The organism is Chryseobacterium sp. HNCC26DJ241 (assembly GCF_057180505.1).
The window spans coordinates 1-20981 of the sequence record NZ_JBXUGL010000006.1; the positions used below are offsets into that span (position 1 = coordinate 1).

Annotated in this window: 19 protein-coding genes; 12 read left to right on the top strand and 7 right to left on the bottom strand. The window is 33.8% G+C overall.

Annotated elements, in window-relative coordinates:
- The 3 genes from AC2A1C_RS05180 to AC2A1C_RS05190 all read left to right on the top strand — a co-directional run.
- The coding region (locus AC2A1C_RS05180; protein ID WP_484024059.1) for an RHS repeat-associated core domain-containing protein at nt 1-1351 on the top strand (1351 nt) is incomplete at its 5' end.
- A gap of 3 nt (nt 1352-1354) precedes the next feature.
- Nucleotides 1355-1714, top strand: a complete 360-nt coding sequence (locus tag AC2A1C_RS05185; protein WP_484024061.1) for a hypothetical protein — start codon at nt 1355-1357, stop codon at nt 1712-1714.
- A 449-nt stretch (nt 1715-2163) separates the two neighbouring features.
- Nucleotides 2164-2847, top strand: a complete 684-nt coding sequence (locus AC2A1C_RS05190) for a C40 family peptidase (protein ID WP_484024063.1) — start codon at nt 2164-2166, stop codon at nt 2845-2847.
- Between the two features lie 146 nt (nt 2848-2993).
- On the opposite strand, the gene rodA is transcribed toward AC2A1C_RS05190, so the two are convergent.
- From rodA to AC2A1C_RS05215, 5 genes are read right to left on the bottom strand one after another with little or no spacing between them, the layout of a single operon-like run.
- Nucleotides 2994-4247, bottom strand: coding sequence for a rod shape-determining protein RodA (rodA, locus tag AC2A1C_RS05195; RefSeq protein WP_484024064.1), 1254 nt, complete (start codon nt 4245-4247; stop codon nt 2994-2996).
- The gene (locus AC2A1C_RS05200; RefSeq protein ID WP_484024065.1) at nt 4244-6259 is read right to left on the bottom strand and encodes a peptidoglycan D,D-transpeptidase FtsI family protein; all 2016 of its coding nucleotides are present in this window, start codon (nt 6257-6259) and stop codon (nt 4244-4246) included. Before AC2A1C_RS05200 ends, rodA begins: the two co-directional genes overlap by 4 nt.
- Nucleotides 6256-6762, bottom strand: a complete 507-nt coding sequence (locus AC2A1C_RS05205) for a rod shape-determining protein MreD (RefSeq protein ID WP_484024067.1) — start codon at nt 6760-6762, stop codon at nt 6256-6258. Before AC2A1C_RS05205 ends, AC2A1C_RS05200 begins: the two co-directional genes overlap by 4 nt.
- Nucleotides 6759-7610 (bottom strand): rod shape-determining protein MreC, encoded by an 852-nt coding sequence (gene mreC, locus AC2A1C_RS05210; RefSeq protein ID WP_484024068.1) that lies wholly within the window; start codon nt 7608-7610, stop codon nt 6759-6761. The genes AC2A1C_RS05205 and mreC overlap by 4 nt, the downstream gene beginning before the upstream one ends.
- Nucleotides 7611-7643: 33 nt before the next feature.
- Nucleotides 7644-8669, bottom strand: a complete 1026-nt coding sequence (locus AC2A1C_RS05215; RefSeq protein ID WP_484024219.1) for a rod shape-determining protein — start codon at nt 8667-8669, stop codon at nt 7644-7646.
- Nucleotides 8670-8987: 318 nt separating this feature from the next.
- Here AC2A1C_RS05215 and hemC point away from each other — a divergent pair, with 318 nt between their 5' ends.
- Both hemC and AC2A1C_RS05225 read left to right on the top strand, forming a co-directional pair.
- Nucleotides 8988-9869: a hydroxymethylbilane synthase gene (gene hemC, locus AC2A1C_RS05220; protein ID WP_484024070.1), complete on the top strand. Its 882-nt coding sequence runs from the start codon at nt 8988-8990 to the stop codon at nt 9867-9869.
- Nucleotides 9870-10012: 143 nt separating this feature from the next.
- Nucleotides 10013-12091 carry a protein-disulfide reductase DsbD family protein gene (locus AC2A1C_RS05225; protein WP_484024071.1) on the top strand — a complete coding sequence of 693 codons (2079 nt, stop codon included), beginning with the start codon at nt 10013-10015 and terminating at the stop codon, nt 12089-12091.
- A gap of 129 nt (nt 12092-12220) precedes the next feature.
- Here the strand turns inward: AC2A1C_RS05225 and AC2A1C_RS05230 are convergent, their stop codons facing one another.
- Nucleotides 12221-12997 carry an alpha/beta hydrolase family protein gene (locus AC2A1C_RS05230; RefSeq protein ID WP_484024073.1) on the bottom strand — a complete coding sequence of 259 codons (777 nt, stop codon included), beginning with the start codon at nt 12995-12997 and terminating at the stop codon, nt 12221-12223.
- Nucleotides 12998-13103: 106 nt separating this feature from the next.
- Nucleotides 13104-15227 carry an elongation factor G gene (locus AC2A1C_RS05235; protein WP_484024075.1) on the bottom strand — a complete coding sequence of 708 codons (2124 nt, stop codon included), beginning with the start codon at nt 15225-15227 and terminating at the stop codon, nt 13104-13106.
- 186 nt (nt 15228-15413) lie between these two features.
- On the opposite strand from AC2A1C_RS05235, the gene AC2A1C_RS05240 reads away from it, so the two are divergent.
- The 7 genes from AC2A1C_RS05240 to AC2A1C_RS05270 all read left to right on the top strand — a co-directional run bounded on the left by AC2A1C_RS05240 (nt 15414) and on the right by AC2A1C_RS05270 (nt 20962).
- Nucleotides 15414-16817 (top strand): nucleoside recognition domain-containing protein, encoded by a 1404-nt coding sequence (locus tag AC2A1C_RS05240; RefSeq protein ID WP_484024076.1) that lies wholly within the window; start codon nt 15414-15416, stop codon nt 16815-16817.
- A gap of 3 nt (nt 16818-16820) precedes the next feature.
- Nucleotides 16821-17129 carry a YrzE family protein gene (locus AC2A1C_RS05245; RefSeq protein ID WP_484024078.1) on the top strand — a complete coding sequence of 103 codons (309 nt, stop codon included), beginning with the start codon at nt 16821-16823 and terminating at the stop codon, nt 17127-17129.
- Entirely contained in the window at nt 17116-17505 is a 390-nt protein-coding gene (locus tag AC2A1C_RS05250) for a hypothetical protein (protein ID WP_484024080.1), read from the top strand. Before AC2A1C_RS05245 ends, AC2A1C_RS05250 begins: the two co-directional genes overlap by 14 nt.
- Nucleotides 17506-17545: 40 nt before the next feature.
- Nucleotides 17546-18862, top strand: a complete 1317-nt coding sequence (locus AC2A1C_RS05255) for a TolC family protein (RefSeq protein ID WP_484024082.1) — start codon at nt 17546-17548, stop codon at nt 18860-18862.
- 1 nt (nt 18863) lies between these two features.
- Nucleotides 18864-19457, top strand: a complete 594-nt coding sequence (locus tag AC2A1C_RS05260) for a SprT-like domain-containing protein (RefSeq protein WP_484024084.1) — start codon at nt 18864-18866, stop codon at nt 19455-19457.
- Entirely contained in the window at nt 19454-20530 is a 1077-nt protein-coding gene (locus tag AC2A1C_RS05265; protein WP_484024086.1) for a mannose-1-phosphate guanylyltransferase, read from the top strand. Before AC2A1C_RS05260 ends, AC2A1C_RS05265 begins: the two co-directional genes overlap by 4 nt.
- Nucleotides 20531-20614: 84 nt before the next feature.
- Nucleotides 20615-20962: a hypothetical protein gene (locus tag AC2A1C_RS05270; protein WP_484024087.1), complete on the top strand. Its 348-nt coding sequence runs from the start codon at nt 20615-20617 to the stop codon at nt 20960-20962.
- Nucleotides 20963-20981: the final 19 nt, after the last annotated feature.

The following is a 20981-nucleotide window of genomic DNA, read 5'->3' on the forward strand; positions in this document are numbered from 1 at the left end:
GAACAACACCAAATATTTCTACCGGGCGGATGGTGTAAAAATTAAGAAAACATTTACGTTAAACAATGCAACGGGAAGTACCGTAATCGACACCGATTATTTGGACGGCTTCCAATACGGCACCGAAAGTACGGCAATTGTTCAGGCGCTCAGACAAACGGATGACACCACGCTCAGTGCCAGAACAGCAGGTGAAGAGGAGGCTTTCAGAGCGGTGGAAGAAGCCAATGCCGTACCGCAAACACAAGCCAGTCAGGTATTGCAGTTTTTCCCCACTGCGGAAGGATTTTATGATTTTAAGAAAAAGCAGTATATTTATCAGTACAAAGACCACCTTGGAAATGTGAGACAGAGTTATACTAAAAATACAGCCACCAATACTATAGACATTTTAGACCGAAACGACTATTATCCTTTCGGGATGAATTTCTACAGCTACTATGGTTCTGCGTATGATGCAAAGGGAACGGCTTTCAACTACAAGTATAACGGTAAAGAACTGCAAGAGACGGGAATGTATGATTACGGAGCAAGGATGTATATGGCGGATGTGGGACGGTGGTTTAATATAGATCCACTCGCTGAAATCTATCGTCGTCATAGTCCTTATAATTATGCTGTGAACAATCCAATAATGTTTACTGATCCTGATGGAATGCAAATTAATCCAGCTAATCAAAAAGAATGGGATGGATTGAAAGAATCTGTAACTTCTAAACGAGACGAATTACAAAAAGATGTTGATAAAATAAATCAAAAAGCTAAAGATAAAGGATGGGATGCCAAAACTCTGGCTTCAAAAATGGGAGACAAGCAGGACAGATTAAATAGCCTTAATCAATCTCTAAGCAATATGTCTACATTAGAATCAAGTGATCAGATGTATGGTTTGAATAAAATAGAAGGAAATGAAGGAGTTACGACATATGATATGAGCACAGATCAAATAAATATAGGTTACACTAATGATGCTAATTTTGTTCACGAAATGACACACGCTTCTCAATTTGAAACGGGAGATATTGGATTTAGTGAAAGCGGTGGTTCTGTAGCTCAAGATTTAGATGATGAAGCGGCAGCTTATAGAGCACAAGCCGCATTCGATCCATCTTCAATCGGAGGCACATCTATAAGTAATATAAACAATAATTGGTTAACTACTTTACGCAATTCTTCTGGTCAGCAAGTTTACGGAGTTGGTGGGACATCTAACTCTGGATTATTTGGAGTTACTATAAATTCAACTGTAGGTCAGCTCAGATTAGCATATCCGGCTGTAAAAGAATCTATGAAAAATTTAGATCAAACTATGAAATTGAGAGAGTTACAAGGAGTAAAATATAAAAGGTAAATTATGAAACAATTAATATTTAATTTAATGATTGGTGTTTTCTTATTTTCTTGTAATGCTCAAAATAATATTACATTAGGAGAAAAATATCAATCTATTGAAAAACCTTCAGAATATATTTTATACTTAAAAAAAGATTCCACATTCTCTTATAATATTGGGTTTAATGGGAGTTTAATTGCTAAATGTAAGGGAAAATGGGCTTATGATAAAGTTGAAGATTCTATTAAATTGTATTGTGAAAAAGAATCTGCATTAGAAAGTTTGACTAACACTTATATGTCTAATAGAATCAACACTTTTAAGATTATAGAAAAAGGCAAGAAATTAAAGAATAGAAAAATAATTTTAAAAGTAGAATAAATTCAGATAAATAAATAACCCTTGCAAAATTGTGAGGGTTTTATGCTATAAAGCGACAATATTTTTAATTTTTACGGTTTTAATGAAGTTGTCATGAAATTTGACCATATAAGGACTTACAGTAACAACGGTTTTGTACAGCCTCTTTTGTTTATTCTTTGAATAAAATTTAACATTATTTTTAAAAGTATGCTTTATATGATTTCAGGTAAAAATTGTAGAATAAAAGGTGATTTCACCCTTTTTTGTTAAAAAATCTTAATAAATAAAAAGCCGCAATTCTTTAAATAAAGGGATTGCGGCTATAAATTCTTTAACATACGATAAAAATATGTTAAAGTGTGTTAAAAACCTGCGTCCAGACATTCATATTAATAGCTAATAAAACGTCTTTATTTATTTTTGTTCTGCATTTGAAAAACAAGTTCTTAACACAGATAATCAAATATATGAAGAAAAGAGTTCTGTTCTATATAGTTGCTGCTATTACTACTTTATCATTACAATCATGTGTTACCAATTATGTGGTTTCAAAACCAGCAACCTACGAAAATGTTTACAAAACAAATGCCAAACTGGCATCTTTAGATCAGCAAAAATTAGATAAAGCAAAAAGACAATTACTTAGTAATTTTAATAGCAAAGACGCACAATTAGAAAGTCTTGAATCATCTTTGAAAAATGAAGATATTGCTAAAAATCTAAAACATTCCAAAACAATTGACGGACTTTTAAGCGAAGCAGAAACATATCTTGGAACTCCTTATAGATTCGGAGGAACTACAAGAAATGGTATCGATTGTTCTGCTTTTGTTTTGTCAGTATTCGGTGCTACATTAGGATTACAGTTACCAAGAGTTGCAGCAGCACAATCTCAGCAAGGAGAAAGAATCGAAAGATCTGACCTTCAAAGAGGCGATTTGATTTTCTTCTCTCATGGATCAAGAATTTCTCATGTCGGAATTGTATATGATGTAAATGAAAGCGGAGAGATAAAATTTATTCATGCAGCTACTTCAAAAGGAGTTATGATTTCTTCACTTAATGATTCTTATTGGGCTCCAAAATATCGATTTGCAAAAAGAATAATCAGCAATAAAAATGATGATACTAATTATGCTCATAATAATTAATATCAACGAGATAATAAATTAAAAAAATCTGTTAGAGATTCTAGCAGATTTTTTATTTATACCCATTTAACTTTGAATTTTCTTGAGCCACGAAGTGGCGAATTAACGAGGAGAATAGGATGCAATCCTATATTTTCAAAATATTATTATACTAAACTGTTCTTGTCGGTGTAGTTTAATTTGAAAAAGATAAACGTCATAATAGAAAACGCAAGTAATGAACTTCCACCATAACTAAAATATGGAAGCGGAATACCAACCGTAGGAAATAAGCCCATTACCATTCCTAAATTAATACAAAAATGAAGCAATAAGATGGAAGCAAAACAATACCCAAAAACACGATTAAATATTGATTTCTGTCTTTCAGAAAGGTAATAAATCCTGCCAATAAATATTGCGTAACAAAAGATCAGAATTGAACTTCCAAGAAATCCCCATTCTTCGCCAACAGTACAGAAAATATAATCCGTTTCTTGTTCCGGAACAAATTTTCCTTGGGTAACGGATCCTTGCTTATATCCTTTCCCTAAAAATCCACCGGAACCAATGGCTGTTTTAGAATATAATAGATTGTAGCCAATATTATCTCTGAATTCTTTTCTGCTCTCACCTTTATATAAAACTTCGATTCTTTGTCTTTGGTGTTTTGGAAGTTTTTCAAATATTTTAGGAGAAATAAAAGACAAAGTGCAAAGAGCCAAAATACTTACAATCACCATTGATAATGCATAAATATTTCTTCTAAGACTGTTAAATGTAAAAAATATAAATAAGAGTCCTACCAGTAAAATAAATCCAATTAAATACCATGGGCTTAATTCTAAAGGATCATTAAGATAATTTGAAAGAAGAAAAACGAATCCTAAAGTAAAGATAACTCCAAAAATCCAACCACTCAATCCTTCTCTGTACAAAGCAATGAAGAATGCACCAAACACCAGTAAAGATCCAATATCCGGAATAGCTAAAACTACAACTCCGGGAACTCCGATAATAGCGAGAGAAGTCCATAAAGATTTTTTGTATTTCAGGTTAAAATCCGGTCCGGAAACATAATTAGCAAGCATTAATGTTGTACCAATTTTAGCGAATTCCACCGGTTGCATTGTAAATCCTCCGAATTTATACCAGTTTCTCTGTCCCAGAATTTCAGTTCCGAAAGGAAAAAGACCAACTAAAAGCAATACACCGAAAATGTAAATAATTCCGGACATATTCTCGAAAAATTTACTTCTGGTAAAAAATATAATAAGACCTACAAAAATGGAAATGCCAAAAAAAATCATCTGTTTTTTTCCTAATCCGGCATCCACACTATGAATATTTACAATAGCGAATACACAAAGCAGGAAATACAAGCCAAGCCCAAGTCTATCTATACCTTCTGCCCATCTCATTTTTTTATATTTATAGGTTTATCTTTCTGATTTTCTTTTTGTTTCAATTCATCAAGAAGTTTAAGACTGTCTTGCTTTTTCTTCAATTTTGCAGAATCAATAGCAGGTTCTTTATACCATCCTTTCCGTTTCATTTCAGAAATATACTGCCTTTTATATTCGGGCATAAAACTGGATGAAATCATTTTTTTGTAAAGATTTTCACGTTTCAAGTCTCCCATAATATATTTCTCAGCAATTACAGTTGCAGCAGGACCTGCCCAAGTTGCCCCAAAACCGGCATGTTCCATTACGGCAGCCACTACAATTTTAGGCTTGTCCGCTGGAGCAATAAGTACAAAAATAGAATTATCTTTTCCTTGCGGAACTTGTGCTGTTCCTGTTTTTGCCAATTGTGTGAAATCGCTGGATTTTAAACCTCTTGCTGTTCCTGCAAGAACTACAGCTTCCATTCCTTTAAGGACAGGATCAAAATGTTTTGGATCTACTAATGTTTTATGTTTTACTTTGAATCTTGGATCTGGATTTGGCTTTCCATCAATGCTTTTTACAATATGAGGAGTGTAATACCAACCTTTGTTTGCAATTGCAGCAGTATAATTGGCAAGTTGTATCGGGGTTACCAATACATCACCTTGTCCCATTCCGTTAAAAACGGCACCTGTTGCAAGAGGATCCCAATTCCTAGGATCTTTAGTAGAACCATTTGCTTTATAGATGACCTCCATTCTGTTTTCATAAAATTCTCCTGACGGAATTCTACCTTTTGAACCTACAGCCAAATCATTATTCAGAAATTCTCCCACTCCAAAACTACTCATGATTTTTTTCCATTCATCAACTCCTTTTGAAGGATTTCCAGGATATTTATTCACGATCGCCAAATAAGCATAACTAAAATAACAGTTACTCGAAACCTGAATAGCCGGAACTAATGGATCTGCACCTCCATGTCCTTTGATTCGTAAACCTCTGTAATTGAAACCGCCACCACATGGAAAAATGGTTTTTTCATCCATTACTCCCATTTGCATTGCAGATAATGCCGTGAGTAATTTAAATGTAGAACCGGGAGGATAAGCTGCCTGAATGGAACGATCAAAAGTAGGTTTGTTTTCGTAGATTGTATCGTTTGCTAATTTGTAAAGATTTTTAGATTTTTCAGGACCGGTAAAAAGATTGGGGTCAATATCAGGACCGGTTGCCATTACCAGAATTTCACCATTATTGGGATCTAATGCTACAATAGCTCCATGCTTATTCACCATCATTTCTTCAGCAATTCTCTGAAGATCGTAATCAATAGTGAGAGTAATATCTTTTCCGGTTATTACTTCTTTATCAAGTTCACCATTTTTATAAGAACCTACATTGCGAAGTTTGATGTCTTTCTGGATATATTTCATTCCCTTCTCTCCACGCAGCGCCTTTTCATACGCTTTTTCTACTCCTGTTTTTCCGATGAGATCGCCGGGAAGATAATAAAGGGAATCTTTTTTTATTTCTCGGTCATTCACTTCGCTTGTGTAGCCCAACAAATTTCCGGAAGTAAAAACTTCATATTGTCTTTGAGGACGGGAAACGATTCCAAAAGCAGGGTATTTAAAAATGATTTCCTGAACTCTTGCAATATCATCACGACTTAAATTTTTCATAAAAGTCATGGGTGTAAGTTTGGAATAGTACTTTTCCTTTTTAATTAAAGCAAGTCTATTGATAAAATCTTTTTTACTGATCTTCATCAGATTGCAGAAACCGACAGTATCAAAATCCGGTTTCATAAGAGCCTGCGTAAATGAAATTTCGTATGAAGGCTGGTTTCCTACAAGAATTTTTCCATTACGGTCAAAAATTACACCTCTCTGCGGAATAATATATTCAATCTTGATAGAAGTATTGGCGGCATTCAACGCATAACGATCTGTAAATAATTGCAAATAAGCGAGCCTTGCTATAAAAATTAAAGCAATGACTGAAGTAAAAATGGTGATTTTAAGGTATTGTGGTTTCAAACTTTTTGCTTGATTTTAAATATCAGTGCGTAAAGCAATATAAAAATAAACGAAATACCACTGGTGGCCAAAATATTAACAAAAATTTCAAAAAAACGACTGAACTTAAAAAATTCAAGATACTGAACAACAGTCTGATGCAGAAAAATACTCGAAAAAATGAACAATAAAAACTGTGCCCATTGCAAAGACTGAAACGAAAAAAAATCTGTAGAAGTATCAGTAGAAGTTCTGAAAATCAATGTTCTGAAATAGGCAATCAAAGTAGTGGCAAATGCATTTATTCCCCAAGTATAGAGAAAAGAATCAACTCCCAAACCAAGTAAAAAACTCAATGCTAAAAATTGGTAACGATTCCTAAAAAAAGGATAAAACATTACAAATACCGGATATAAAACCGGAGTGAATTTTCCGAAAAGAGTAATTCTGTTCAGCACAAAAATCTGTAATGCAACCAGAAAAACAATGATCACAATGTCGGTAAGTAAAGTTCTGGTTATCATTTTTCTCTGTCAATTGTTGCCTGTAATGTATCTTCTATTTTCTGAACCTCAGCTTTTTTCAGGTTTTTCACCACATATACTTTACTGATTGTTCCCATTTTTTCGCTCAATTCTACTGCGATATCCCAAAATCCGGTTTTACTGTCTACTTCATATCCTGAAATAGTCCCAATCATCACACCTTGTGGAAAAATTGCTGATTTCCCGTCGGTTACTACCGTATCTCCCACTTTTAATGAGACATATTTTGGAATATCCGAAAGATGCATCACTCGGGAATTATCCCCTTTCCAAGTTAATGTCCCGAAATATCCGGAATTTTTCAAAGCGGCATTAATTCGGATTTTATTCATACTTAATACCGATTGTACAAGTGAGTATTTATCGGTAGTATTGATGACGATTCCGGCGATTCCTCTTGGTGCCATTACTCCCATTTTTGGAAAGACACCGTCTCTTTTTCCTCTGTTTATGGTGAAATAATTATCCTTTCTATTGATACTGTTGAAAACAATATCTCCATCTACAAAAGTATAAATCTGCCCACCTCCAATAGTATCATGAACTTTTCTGAACATAGGTTTTTTCAAAGCACCTTTTCCATAAAGAGCCATCATAAGTTCTTTATTTTGGGCTACAAGTTCTTCATTTACCTGTTTCAATTTGAGGTAGGAAGTTCCTTCATCAATTTTTCCGGAAACCCAAGAATTGAAAGCAGCTGTCTGTGCAGAAAACCATGATTGCTGCATAGAATTTCTACTGAAAATTAAAACCAATGCGATCATTTGCAGGAATAAAAAGAACATGAATAATCCGTTCTTTGAAAAGAGTCGCAACAAAAATCCCACAGTTTAAAAAATTCGTAAAAGGTTAATTAAAAATTACTTGATAAGGAAATTGAATTTATCCATGTTTTTAAGAGCAATTCCCGTTCCGCGAACTACCGCTCTCAACGGATCTTCTGCTACAAAAACAGGAAGTCCCGTTTTTTTGTGAAGTCTATCTGCCAATCCTCTCAACAATGCACCACCACCGGCTAAATAAATTCCGGTTTTGTAAATATCGGCGGCAAGTTCCGGAGGTGTAAGAGAAAGGGTCTCCATTACGGCATCTTCAATTCTGATGATGGATTTATCCAAAGCTCTTGCGATTTCTTTGTAATTTACCATGATTTCTTTTGGTTTTCCCGTAATCAAATCACGTCCCTGAACCGGAATATCTTCAATTTCTACGTCCAAATCTTCTACTGCAGAACCCACTTCGATTTTTACTCTTTCAGCAGTTCTTTCACCGATATAAAGATTATGATGAGTTCTTAAATAATATGCAATATCATTTGTGAAAACGTCTCCTGCAATTTTTACAGATTTGTCACAAACAATTCCGCCAAGTGCAACCACTGCAATTTCTGTAGTTCCGCCACCGATATCAATGATCATATTTCCTTCTGGTTTCTGAACATCAATTCCAACTCCTATTGCCGCAGCCATTGGTTCGTAAATCAGACGTACTTCTTTTGCATTTACTTTTTGGGCTGAATCTCTTACTGCTCTTTTTTCCACTTCAGTAATTCCGGATGGAATACAAATTACGATTTTAAGAGCCGGCTGAAATAATTTTCCTTTGATTCCGGGAATTTGTTTGATAAATTCTTTGATCATGTGCTCGGAAGCATGAAAATCTGCAATTACACCATCTTTCAAAGGACGAATGGTTTTGATATCTTCATGCGTTTTTCCCTGCATATGCTTTGCCTGTTCTCCAACTGCAATTGGCTTTCCTGTGGAGCGTTCTATCGCCACAATGGAAGGTTGATCTATTACAATTTTGTTATTGTGTATGATAAGCGTGTTGGCAGTTCCTAAGTCAATCGCAATGTCTTGCGTGAACATATCAAATAATCCCATTAGTTTTTCAAAAATTTTAAGTGTACAAAGATATAAATTTAGAGACATTCTAAGAATTAGAATTCTCAGAAATTTGGTTAAAATTTTATTAAATTTTCAAAATGAAAGAAATTAAAATTGCTCTCTATTTTTTAACTAAAATTTTTTAAAATTATTGTTGCAAGTTATAGGCTTTTGTGTGGATTTTTAAAATTTAATTTTTTGACTATCAATAAGTTTTTATTAAAAATCGTCATTGGGAGATATAAATCGTAAAAAATATTTTGAATACCTAAGGAAATTAGTAAATTGTACTTTGAATATCTAATAAAAAACATCATGAAAATAATCAGAATAGGAACCCGAAATTCGCCACTTGCACTTTGGCAGGCAAGAGAAGTAGCAAGATATCTTCAGAATCATAACTATAAAACCGAAATTACCCCGATCGTTTCTGATGAAGAAAATTCTAATATTCACAATTATAGTGATGAGGATAAAGAATTGTTTACCAAAGATTTAGATGTTGCTTTGCAAAATGGGAATGTAGATATTGCCGTACATTCTTTAAAAGATATTCCGATGCAGCTTTCTAAAAACATCACAATTTTGGCATATTTAAAAAGAGATTATTTGCACGATGTTCTTGTAAAAAAATCAGCAGATAAACCTTTGCACGAATTAAAAATTGCCACCAATGATAGACGTAGAAAAGCATTTTGGTTGAAAGAATTTCCTAACGCCGAATTTATTGAAATAGAAGGAAATGCAAATACCCGTTTACAAAAAGTAGAAAAAGGGGAAACGGATGCTACAATTATTTCTTTGGCAAGATTAAAAAGATTAAACCTAAATCTTGAGTATGAAAAAATTCCTTTTATGGTTCCGGCTCCTGCACAAGGAATTGTGGTGGTGCTTGGTAGAAAAGACAATGAAGATATAAACAAAATCCTTTATCCACTGAATGATAAAGAAACGCAATATTGTGCTGAAAATGAAAGAAGTTTTCAAGAAATTCTAAGTAACGAGAATGCGGTTTCAATTGGAGCTTTTGCTGAAATATTGGAAAATCAGATTCGTTTTAAAGGCATTATTTGCTCTGAAGATGGAAAAAACAGCATCGACACAGATGACATTTTTCCCTTGGATATGAACCGAAATATTGGAGAAGAAATGGCAAAAGAAATCCTGAAAAGAAAAGATTTCAGCATATTCCAATAAACAGAAAAATCATATTTTTTTAGCCGATGGAGTTTCTGTCGGTTTTTGTTTACTCAAGTGTATGATAATTTTTAAATATCTTTGGCAAACTTTTTATTGTAATAAAAAAGTCTCTTTTTCAAAAATTAATACGGCTTTAGGAAATGAATACTTTCAAACTTTTTCTTTTCTCCCTTTTTACACTACTGGTTACCACTTTTAATGCACAAATAAAAGATCCTGTAAAATTCAAATTTGACATCAATCCATCCAAAGACGGAGAATATGAAGCGGTTCTTTCTGCTACTATTGATGCAGGTTGGCATATTTATTCTCAGGATTTGCCTCCGGATTCCGGAATTCCTACAGCATTTAAAATTTCTTCCAAACAGCCAATTCAGCTTTTGGGAAAAGTGCAGGAAATGGGAAAAAAGCATGATGAATTTTCGGAAGCATTCGGAGTACAAATTGTGTATTATTCTGATAAAGTGCTTTTTAAACAAAAATTTAAAATCAAAGACACTTCCAAACCTACAAATATTGCGGCTGAAATTACCTATCAAACTTGTAATGACAGAACCTGTCTTGCTCCAAATACTTTAGAATTTGAAAAAATAATAAGTACAGCTTCCAAAACGGAGGATGCAAAAATTACAGATAATAAAGAAGAGATTCCCACAAAAGATTCTTCAATTTCAGTTGCAAATATTTCGGAAACAAATCCTAAAACAGCCGCTATTACTTCTCAACACGAAGAACAGAAAAAAGCACTGAAAATCAATTCGCTGGATTTTAAAAATCCTTTGACGAATTGTGGTGAAATTGGAAGAAAAACCAAAAATGACAATTGGATGGTTTTAGGTCTTGGATTTATTGGAGGGCTGATTGCTTTGCTTACACCTTGCGTTTTCCCGATGATTCCTTTAACCGTTTCTTTCTTCACAAAAGGAACTAAAAACAAAGCAAAAGGAAAACGAGATGCTCTCATTTATGGATTTTTTATTTTATTGATTTTCGTAGCACTGAGCGTTCCTTTTCATATTATTGATGGGATTTCAGGAAATATTTTCAACCAAATTTCGACCAATATTTGGCTGAATATATTCTTTTTTGCCATATTTCTATTTTTTGCGCTGAGCTTTTTCGGATATTATGAAATCACGCTTCCAAGTTCCATTGCCAACAAATCTTCAAAAGCGGAAGATGCAGGAGGAATTGTAGGGATATTTTTTATGGCACTTACTTTAGTTATTGTTTCGTTTTCTTGTACCGGTCCTATTTTGGGAAGTCTTTTAGGAGGTGTAGTTTCGGGAGCGAAAAATGTTCCCGTTTTGCTCACTTTTGCATTGGCTGGTTTTGGTTTGGCTTGGGCAATAGTTTTCGGATTATTGGCTTTGTTTCCGCAGGCTTTGCAAAGTTTACCAAAATCTGGCGGTTGGATGAATACCGTAAAAGTTGTTTTAGGATTTATCGAACTTGCTCTTGCTTTAAAATTTTTATCAAAAGCAGATTTGGTTTCCAAAACATTTTTGCTGAAGAGAGAATTGTTTATCGTTTTATGGATTTTGATTACCATTGGATTGGTGCTTTATCTTTTTGGGAAAATCAGATTTCCGCATGACGATCTGAAACCGAAAATTTCCTTAACCAGAAAAATATTGGGCTTTTTAGGAATTGGATTTATCGTTTATCTGATTCAAGGATTGATTCCTTCCGAAAAGCCAAAACTTCAATTATTGAGCGGAATTCTGCCACCTATTAATGTAAGTTATTTTCATAAAGAAGAAGACGGAATTTTAGGACTTAAACTTTATCACAATTATTTTGAAGCTATTGAAGAAGCCAAAAAACAAAATAAGCCGGTTTTGATTGATTTCACAGGTTATGGTTGCGAAAATTGCCGAAAAATGGAAGAGTTTGTCTGGAGCCAATCGGATATTTTACCATTGATGAAAGATGATCTGGTGATTGCTTCTGTATATGTAGATGATAAGGAAGAACTTCCTGAAAATGAACAAACAAAAATAGATTTAGGAAACGGACAAATAAAAAAAATAAAGACAGTTGGAGATCGTTGGTCCATGTTTCAACAAGTGAATTTTAATAATAATTCGCAACCGCATTATGTTTTGGTAACTCCTGACCAAAAAGTAATCAATACTCCGGTTTCCGGATATATGCCGAAAGAAGATTTTAAAAAATTTCTGAAATGTGGAATAGACTATTTTAATTCAAAAAAATAAGAAGATAAATGTGAATTTAAAGCACTTCGACTACGCTCAGTGTGACATCTCTAATACTTGAAATGCTTTTGTAGCGTTGTCAGTCTGAGCGTAGTCGAAGACTTAGATGTAAAGTATAAACAATTTCTCCTATTTACTTTTTGAGTTTCTTTCCAGAAAAGCTGCCATTTCAGGAATATCCCCTTTTGGAAATTCGTGACCGGCATCTCTTTCCTGAACCACTAATTCAGTATTTTTGATTCCTTTATAGATATTTTTGTCACCTTTTATTTCGAGGGATTTTTCATTTGTTTTCAGATTTTCCTTTACAATAGGAATGGATTCTTTTTGACTGTCATACGAAACAAGAGGGTCACTTTTTCCCATGCTCATCCAAACAGAAATAGGTTTTGATCCTCTTATCATTTCTCCTCCTTGTGCTGCAACAGAGATTATTCCTGCCAAAATATTTTCTCTTTCTTTCCAAAGAACGTTTACAAATCGTGCTCCGTTAGAATGTCCGACAGCAAAAATTCTATCGTCGTCAATCTTGTATTTCTGATGAAGGTCTTTCAAAACAACATCAAAAAATTTTATATCTCTTCCTTCTAAATCATTCGGAAAAATTTGCCAACCGTTCATTTTTCCGTTTGGATCTATGCTGGGAACTTTTCTTCCGGGAATTCCTTCCATAAAAACAACAATGCTGTTTTTACAATAATTCTGAAAATCTATCCTTCTGCTCGCAAATCGTGCAGTTCCTCCATGTCCGTGAAATACAAAAATTAAAGATGGTTTTTCTGTTTTTTCGGAAGGTTCATAAATGATTGCTTTTCGGGATATTCCGTCTACACTGTAATTCTGAAAAATTTGACCTTTCAAGAAAGCGATAAAAACTAAAAAAATGAGAAAAATAAAACGCTGCATAGATTTGTTTTTCTTATGATACAATTTCAGATAAAAAGTTAAAAAACTTTGTCAAACCTATAATTTTGACAAAGTTTTGTAAATGGTAAAAATGAAAAAATTGTCTTTATGCTTCTTCCAATATGGAGTGTTTTTTCACCAATTCTTGCTGAACATTCGGGGGAACCAATTGATAATCTGAAAATTTCATGGTGAATTTTGCCTTTCCTCCTGTTATGGAACGGAGACTGGAACCATAATCATGCAATTCCGCTAAAGGAACTTCAGCTATAATTTTTTGATAATGTCCTTCTGTATCCATACCGGAAATCATGGCTCGTCTTGTCTGCAAATCTCCCATTACATCACCTGTATCTTCATCGGGACAAAGAATTTCCAAATGGTAAATTGGTTCTAAAAGTTGAGGTTTTGCATTCTGAAAAGCCTCTTTGAAAGCTCCGGAAGCAGCAAGCTGAAACGAAATATCATTGGAATCCACACTATGCATTTTTCCGTCATAAACAGAAACTCTGATATTTTGGCAACGAGAACCCGTTAAAGGACCTTCACTCATTTGCTGCATAATTCCTTTTCTAATAGCACCAATATATCTGGAATCAATCGCGCCACCAACAATGCACCAGTAAAAAGCCAGTTTTCCGCCCCAAGGTAAATCTTCAATTTCTTTTTGACGAATATTAAAACCTTCCGGTTCCGGCATTCCATCATAAAAATTTTCAACAACCATATGTATTTCTCCGAATTGCCCGGCTCCACCCGATTGTTTTTTATGTCGATAATCGGCATTGGCTTTTCCTGTAATAGTTTCTCTGTACGAAATTTTAGGATCGGCAAAATTCATTTTTATTCCGAATTCTTTTTCTATACGTTGTTTTACCAAATCCAGATGAAGCTGACCTTGCCCATGAAGAATGGTTTGTTTCAATTCTGAAGATTGTTCCACTTTCAGAGTAGGATCTTCTTCTTCAATTTTATGAAGTGCGGCAATTAGCTTTTCCATTTCGGTGGTGGAATTGGCGGAAATTGCTTTCCTGATTCTGCTTTCAGGGAAAATCATTGGACGAACTTTTCTATTTACTCCTTTAGAATTTAATGTGTTATTGGTGTGAGTATTTTTTAATTTAACCGTAACTCCCAAATCCCCCGCTTCTAATTGATTTACAGAAATTCTGTCTTTTCCTTCAGCTACAAAAATTTGCGAAATTCTTTCGGCTTCTCCATTGTTTGCATTAATCAATTCATCTCCAGGTTTTAAAGTTCCTGTTAGTATTTTGAAATACGAAATCATTCCTACCTGCGGTTCGGAAGCTGTTTTATAAATGAAAATTGTGGTTTTTTCATTAGAATCATAAGCGACTTCTTCTCCACTTTCCATTATACGTTTTGGACGATCAACAGGTGACGGAGCAATATCATCAATAAATCCCATGATTCTTCCGCTTCCCATATCTTTCAAACCGGAAGCTACAAAAACCGGAAAAAATTGCTGATGTGCCAAAGCAATCGTAATTCCTTTTGCTAATTCTTCTTCGGAAAGAGAACCTTCTTCAAAATATTTTTCCATCAATCCTTCTTCGTTTTCGGCTGCAATTTCTACCAAAGCATTATGCATTTCTTTGGCTCTTGGTAATTCACTTTCAGGGATTGATTTTTTCTCTGGTTTTCCTCCGTCTTTTGGAAATTCGTACATCACCATTCGCAATGCATCAATAATCTGATTAAAATTTTCACCGGAATTCAAAGGATATTGAATGGGTACTAATTTATTTCCGAATCTTGATTTGGCTTGTTCTAATGTTTTTTCATAATCCGCTTTTGGATGATCCATTTGATTGATGACAAAAATAGCCGGAGTTTCATATTTTTCAATATATTCCCAAACCAATTCTGTCCCAACTTCCACTCCATTTGCAGCATTCAGAACAACTAAAGCTGTATCTGAAACTTTGAGAGGAGCTATTACTTCTCCTACAAAATCGTCAAAACCGGGAGTATCCAAAATATTGATTTTATTATTTTTCCAGTTCACGAACATTTGATGTGAGAAAATCGTGTTTTCGCGTTCGTGTTCAATATCGGTATCGTCGGAAACAGTGTTATGACCTTCTATAGTTCCCCGACGCTTGATCGCTCCTCCTTCATAAAGCATTGCCTCTATAAGTGTAGTTTTGCCACTTCCTGAATGTCCGAGCAAAACTACATTTCGTAAATCTTTAGTTTTAGCACTCATAATATGATGATTTTAAATAAATTATATCTTCGGAATGCTAAAAAGAAAATGCAGAGCATTTGGTTTTTAGGAACTTAAAGTTAGTGAATTTTTAAATGCAATACTTCATTATTGTATAGATTTTTCTTTAAAGTTGTTCAACCAAAGTGAAACTTTTTTCCCTATTTTTAACAAAATTTTCTAAGAATGGTTTTAAGCAGAATTTGGTCGGCATTCATTATTGTGGCTATTTTAGTAGCAAGTATCAAATATCTTACTTCGGATAATTACAAAAGTATTTACAATGATATGGTAGTCGGGAAAAGTGGAGACACTATTAAGATAGCTTCTCAAAAAATGATTACCCTTTCTTCTGAAATACAAAACGGGCTTTCTAAAGAATCAGACTTTAAAAAGAATAGAATTTCTTATAAAACAGACTCATTAAAACAAAATGTGAATGTTTACAGAATTCAGGAAACCGACGGAGTTATTGGAACCAGTAAAACAGCAGTAGAAATTTGCATAGGATTAATAGGAATCATGACTCTTTTCATGGGATTTATGAGCATTGCTGAAAAAGCAGGCGGAATTAATTTGCTTTCCAGATTTATTCAGCCGTTTTTCTCAAAATTATTTCCTGAAATTCCTAAAAATCATCCCGCTTTTGGTCATATGTTAATGAATTTTTCTGCTAATCTTTTAGGTTTGGATAATGCGGCAACCCCATTTGGTTTGAAAGCAATGGAAAGCCTACAAACCTTAAATCCTGACAAAGAAAAAGCAAGCAATTCACAAATTATGTTTTTGTGTCTTCATGCAGGAGGAATGACGCTGATTCCGGTTTCTATTATTGCGATTCGTGCATCCATGAATTCCAAAACACCGACTGATATTTTTCTTCCTTGTATGATCGCTACTTTTGCTGCAACAATGGCTGCAATGATTATTGTTTCCATTTATCAGAAAATTAATTTGCTTCAGCCGGCCGTTATTGCATATGTTGGCGGAATTTCTGCAATTATCGGACTTTTGGTTTGGTATCTTGTAGGTTTAAGCAAAGACGAGTTGGACACTTTTAGCAAAGTATTAAGTAACGGACTGATTCTTTTCATCTTTTTTGCTATTATTCTCGGCGGAATTTATAAAAAAATAAATGTATTCGATGCCTTTATTGATGGTGCAAAAGAAGGGTTTTATACCTGTGTGAAAATTATTCCTTATTTAGTCGGAATGTTGATTGCAATTTCACTTTTAAGAACTTCCGGAGTTTTTGACGTATTAATTGACGGGATGAAATGGGTGGCTGCTGTTGCTAATCTTGATACCCGATTTGTGGATGGCCTTCCAACTGCATTGATAAAACCTCTTTCCGGTTCCGGAGCAAGAGGAATGATGGTTGATACCATGAAAACTTTTGAAGCAGACAGTTTTCAAGGAAAACTTTCTGCAATTTTGCAAGGAAGTTCTGATACTACCTTTTATGTGATTGCTGTTTATTTTGGAGCTGTTGCTGTAAAAAACACACGATATACAGTTGTAGCAATGCTTTTGGCAGATTTGGTGGGAATTATTACTTCTATTGCTTTAGCATATTTGTTTTTTGCGTAAAATATGGAAAGAGAAAACAAGAATATTTTTGAGGAAGGAACAGAAATCGTTGGTTGGTTACAGAGTTTTCTTTCGCCTTTTCTCTTGAGTATTGTAATTGCTGCAATTATTTATTTTCTAAATCCATCCTCATTTACTTTTATTTTAGCAATATTGGTTACTTTGTCCGGAATTTTTATTGGTGTGAAGTTTGCGACTAAGAAATACAAAAGCAAGGAAGGAACAATCCATTTTATTTCCAGAGTGGATGAAAGCTCGGAACTTGATGAGAAACTTCAAAACAAAAACTCCAAAAATTATGATACAAGATAAAGACTTCACATTACGATTGATTCGCCAACTGACACAGGCATTAGAAAAACTGATTTTGGGAAAACCGGAAGAAAGCCTGATGCAGAAAGAATTGGATTATGATTCTTTAATGAAAGATATTTTTAAAATTGATTTCAATGATTTAGCTTCTAAAACAAAGGAAGAAATTATAGAAATGGTGAATTTGCGTGAAGAAAAAGACCATAAAGATTACTACGAAATGCTTGGAAATCTTTTTTATCTGAAAGGAAAAGAATCTGCAAATTCTGATTTTTTGGAAAAATCCAAAACCTTTTACGAACTTTATCTTCAAAAAAGCGGAATCTTCGCACTTCCGATTATCAATAGAATTAATGAAATTAAAAACGAACTGTAACAAAACGCCTTATCGAACGTCTTATTATTAAAATTTTTCAATGAAGAAATTTGGGATTCTTTTTTTCGGGTTATATTTTCTAATGGCTTCTGCACAGAAGAAATGGACGCTTCAGGAATGCGTAGATTATGCAGTAAAAAATAACCTTCAGGTTTTACAAAGTTCTTATAATAAAGATATTCAGGACAAAAACTTAACAATTTCAAAAAAACAAAAATTACCCGGAGTTTCAGGAAGTATCAGCAATAGCGCAAGTTTTGGGCAAACTCAGGGATTTCAAGGAGGTATCGGTAGAAATGATAATTTTAATAATAGTTTAAATATAAGTGCAGATATTCTTGTTTATAATAATGGAAGATTAGAGAAAAATGTTCGCAAAACTGAATTTGATTTAGAAGCAGCCAACTATGATATAGAAACCATTAAAAATAATATCTCGCTCCAAATTGCTCAGCAATATCTTTCAGTTCTTCTGAATAAAGAAATTGTGAAAATAAATGAAAGTGCTTTAGCAAATGCTCAAAAACAATATAATAGAGCAAAAATCACTACAGATGTCGGAACAACCCCACAAACTACTTTGGCAGAAGCTCAAGCTGCACTTGCAAGAGAAAAACAAAATTTGAAATCGGCACAAGTAAATGTAAACCGGGCATTGTTTAGCCTTGCACAACTTTTACAGCTTCCGAATTATAAAGAATTTGATATAGAAAATATTCCAAATATTAATACTGTTAATGCTCCATTACTTTCCGCAGAAAACGTTTTGGAAACTGCATACACTTTGCAGCCACAAATAAAAGCAGCAGAAAGCAGAATAAAATCTGCAGAAGCACAAACAGAGGTTACAAAAACTGCATTTTGGCCTACCATTACAGCTACTGCCGGAATTGGAACATTTTATTTTAATGCCCTAAACAGCGGTTACGATTACGGTTTTACAAAACAGTATAAAGACAATTTCGGACAACAACTGGGATTATCTGCAAATATTCCGATTTTTAATAAAGGGATTACAAAACTTCAGGTGGAGCAATCCAAAATTAATGAAGATATTGCTAAAATGACACTTCTACAACAAAAGCAGGAAGTGAAGCAGAATGTTCAGGGAGCTCAGTTTGATGCAGAAAACAATTTCGAAATTTATACTGCGGCTTTAGAAGCTGAAAAAAGCTCGAAACTGGCATTGGATTTTGCAGAAAAAAGTTTTGAAGCAGGAAGAACTTCCATCTACGATCTGAATATTGCCCGAAATAACTATGCAAACGCTCAGGGAAGTACAGCTCAAGCAAAATACAATTATTTGTTTAGTATGAAGCTTTTAGAATTCTATTCCGGAATTCCATTATCTTTGTAGCATGTCTGTTAATGTTTTACAGAAATATTTACCAGAGAATACAACACCTTTTCTCAGGAAATGGTTTGCAGATTTTTATATTCATATCAGAGTGACAAAAGGAAGAAATTCCAAACTGGGAGATTATAGAAGAATGCCCGATAAAACACACCAAATTACAGTAAATTCTACACTTCAGCCTCAACTTTTCTTTTTTGTGCTTACGCATGAGTTGGCCCATCTTATTGCTTTTGAAAAATTCGGTTACAGAATTTCTCCTCACGGAATGGAATGGAAAAATACTTTTCGGGAGATGCTTTTGGAAAGTATTTCGGTTTATGAAGAAGATTTGAAACCCATCATTTTAAAATTTTCAAAATCGCCGAAAGCTAATTTTATGGCAAGTCCGGATTTAGTGAGATACTTTCATATTGAGAATGAAAATGATAACACTCTTTTTTTGGAGAATCTGGATGAAGGACACCAATTCGGCTATCGGAGAGAGAAATATATTATTACCGAAAAAACTAAAAATAATTATATTTGTAAGAATCTTAATAATGGAAAAAAATATGTTTTTAAACCATTAGCAAGAGTAACAAAAATTAGTGTATGAACAGCAACAATTATTGTGTAATAATGGCTGGAGGAATCGGAAGCCGATTTTGGCCATTAAGTACACAGAAATTTCCTAAACAGTTTCAAGATATTTTAGGTACCGGAAGAACGATGATTCAGCAGACGTATGACCGGATTTCTCAAGTTATTCCCCATGAAAATATTTATGTGATTACCAATCAGGAATATGTAGAGGTAACAAAATCCCAACTTCCGGAAATTCCCGAAGAAAATATTGTAGGAGAACCCATGATGAAAAATACTGCTGCCTGCAATATCTATATGGTGAATAAAATTGCCCAAAAAAACAAAGATGCAAATCTTATTGTTTTACCGGCAGATCATCTTATTCTGAAAGAAGAAGCATTTCTTGAGAAGCTAAATTTAGCTTTGGATTTTGCTTCCAAAAACGATTATCTTATTACTTTAGGAATTCAGCCGACTCGTCCTGATACTGGTTATGGATATATTCAATTTATTGAAAAAAAGGATGAGAATATTTTCAAGGTGAAGACCTTTACCGAAAAACCAGATCTTGAAATCGCTAAAAGTTTTTTAGAAAGTGGAGATTTCTTGTGGAATGCAGGTATTTTTATTTGGAATGTAAAATCTATTTCGGAAGCATTCGAAAAATATCTTCCGGAAATGAGCAAACAGTTTGTAAGCTGCGAATATAACACCAACAAAGAAACGGAGTGTATAGAAACAATATATCCAAAAGTGAATAAAATCTCTATTGATAACGGCATTCTGGAAAAAGCTCAGAATGTATATGTAATTCCGGGAGATTTTGGGTGGAGCGATTTGGGAACTTGGACATCAGTCTATGAAAATGCGGAAAAAGATGATAATAGCAATTCTGTACAAAGCAGACATGTATTGGCTTACAATTCCAACGGAAATGTGATCCGTGTAAAAAAGAACAAAGCATTAATTATTGACGGTCTCAAAAATTATATCGTAGTAGATACCGAAAAAGCACTTTTAATCTGCCCAAGAGATAATGATCAACTGATAAAAGAGTATGTAAACGATCTTAAAAGTTTAAAAAGAGGAGAAAAATACATGTAATTTTTTTCAAATTTTGAATCTTTTTTTAAGAATTGTATAAAGAACGGAGTCCTTTTTTAGAGTAATTTTACAAAAATTAAATAGATGGATACTCCAGATCGTATGCTTACACTTAGCCAGATAATGGATAAATTGGCATCAGAAAGAGGAATACACAGAGAATTTCGGATGAATGAAAATGGAGAAATGCTGCTTCAGGATTTGGATAAAGTGTACCTGCCTTCCGATTTGCAAATTATAAAAGTGTACCGTTTTGAAGGAGATAGCAATCCGGATGATAATGCTGTATTATATGTAGCAATGGATGCTTTAGGAAATAAAGGAATTATTATTGATTCTTATGGAGCAGAAAGCAATTATTCAGGTGAAAAATTTGACAAATTTATCCGAGAAATTCCGGTAGAAGAGTCTGAAGAATATAATTGGGATTGAGATAAAAAACTTAAAAATA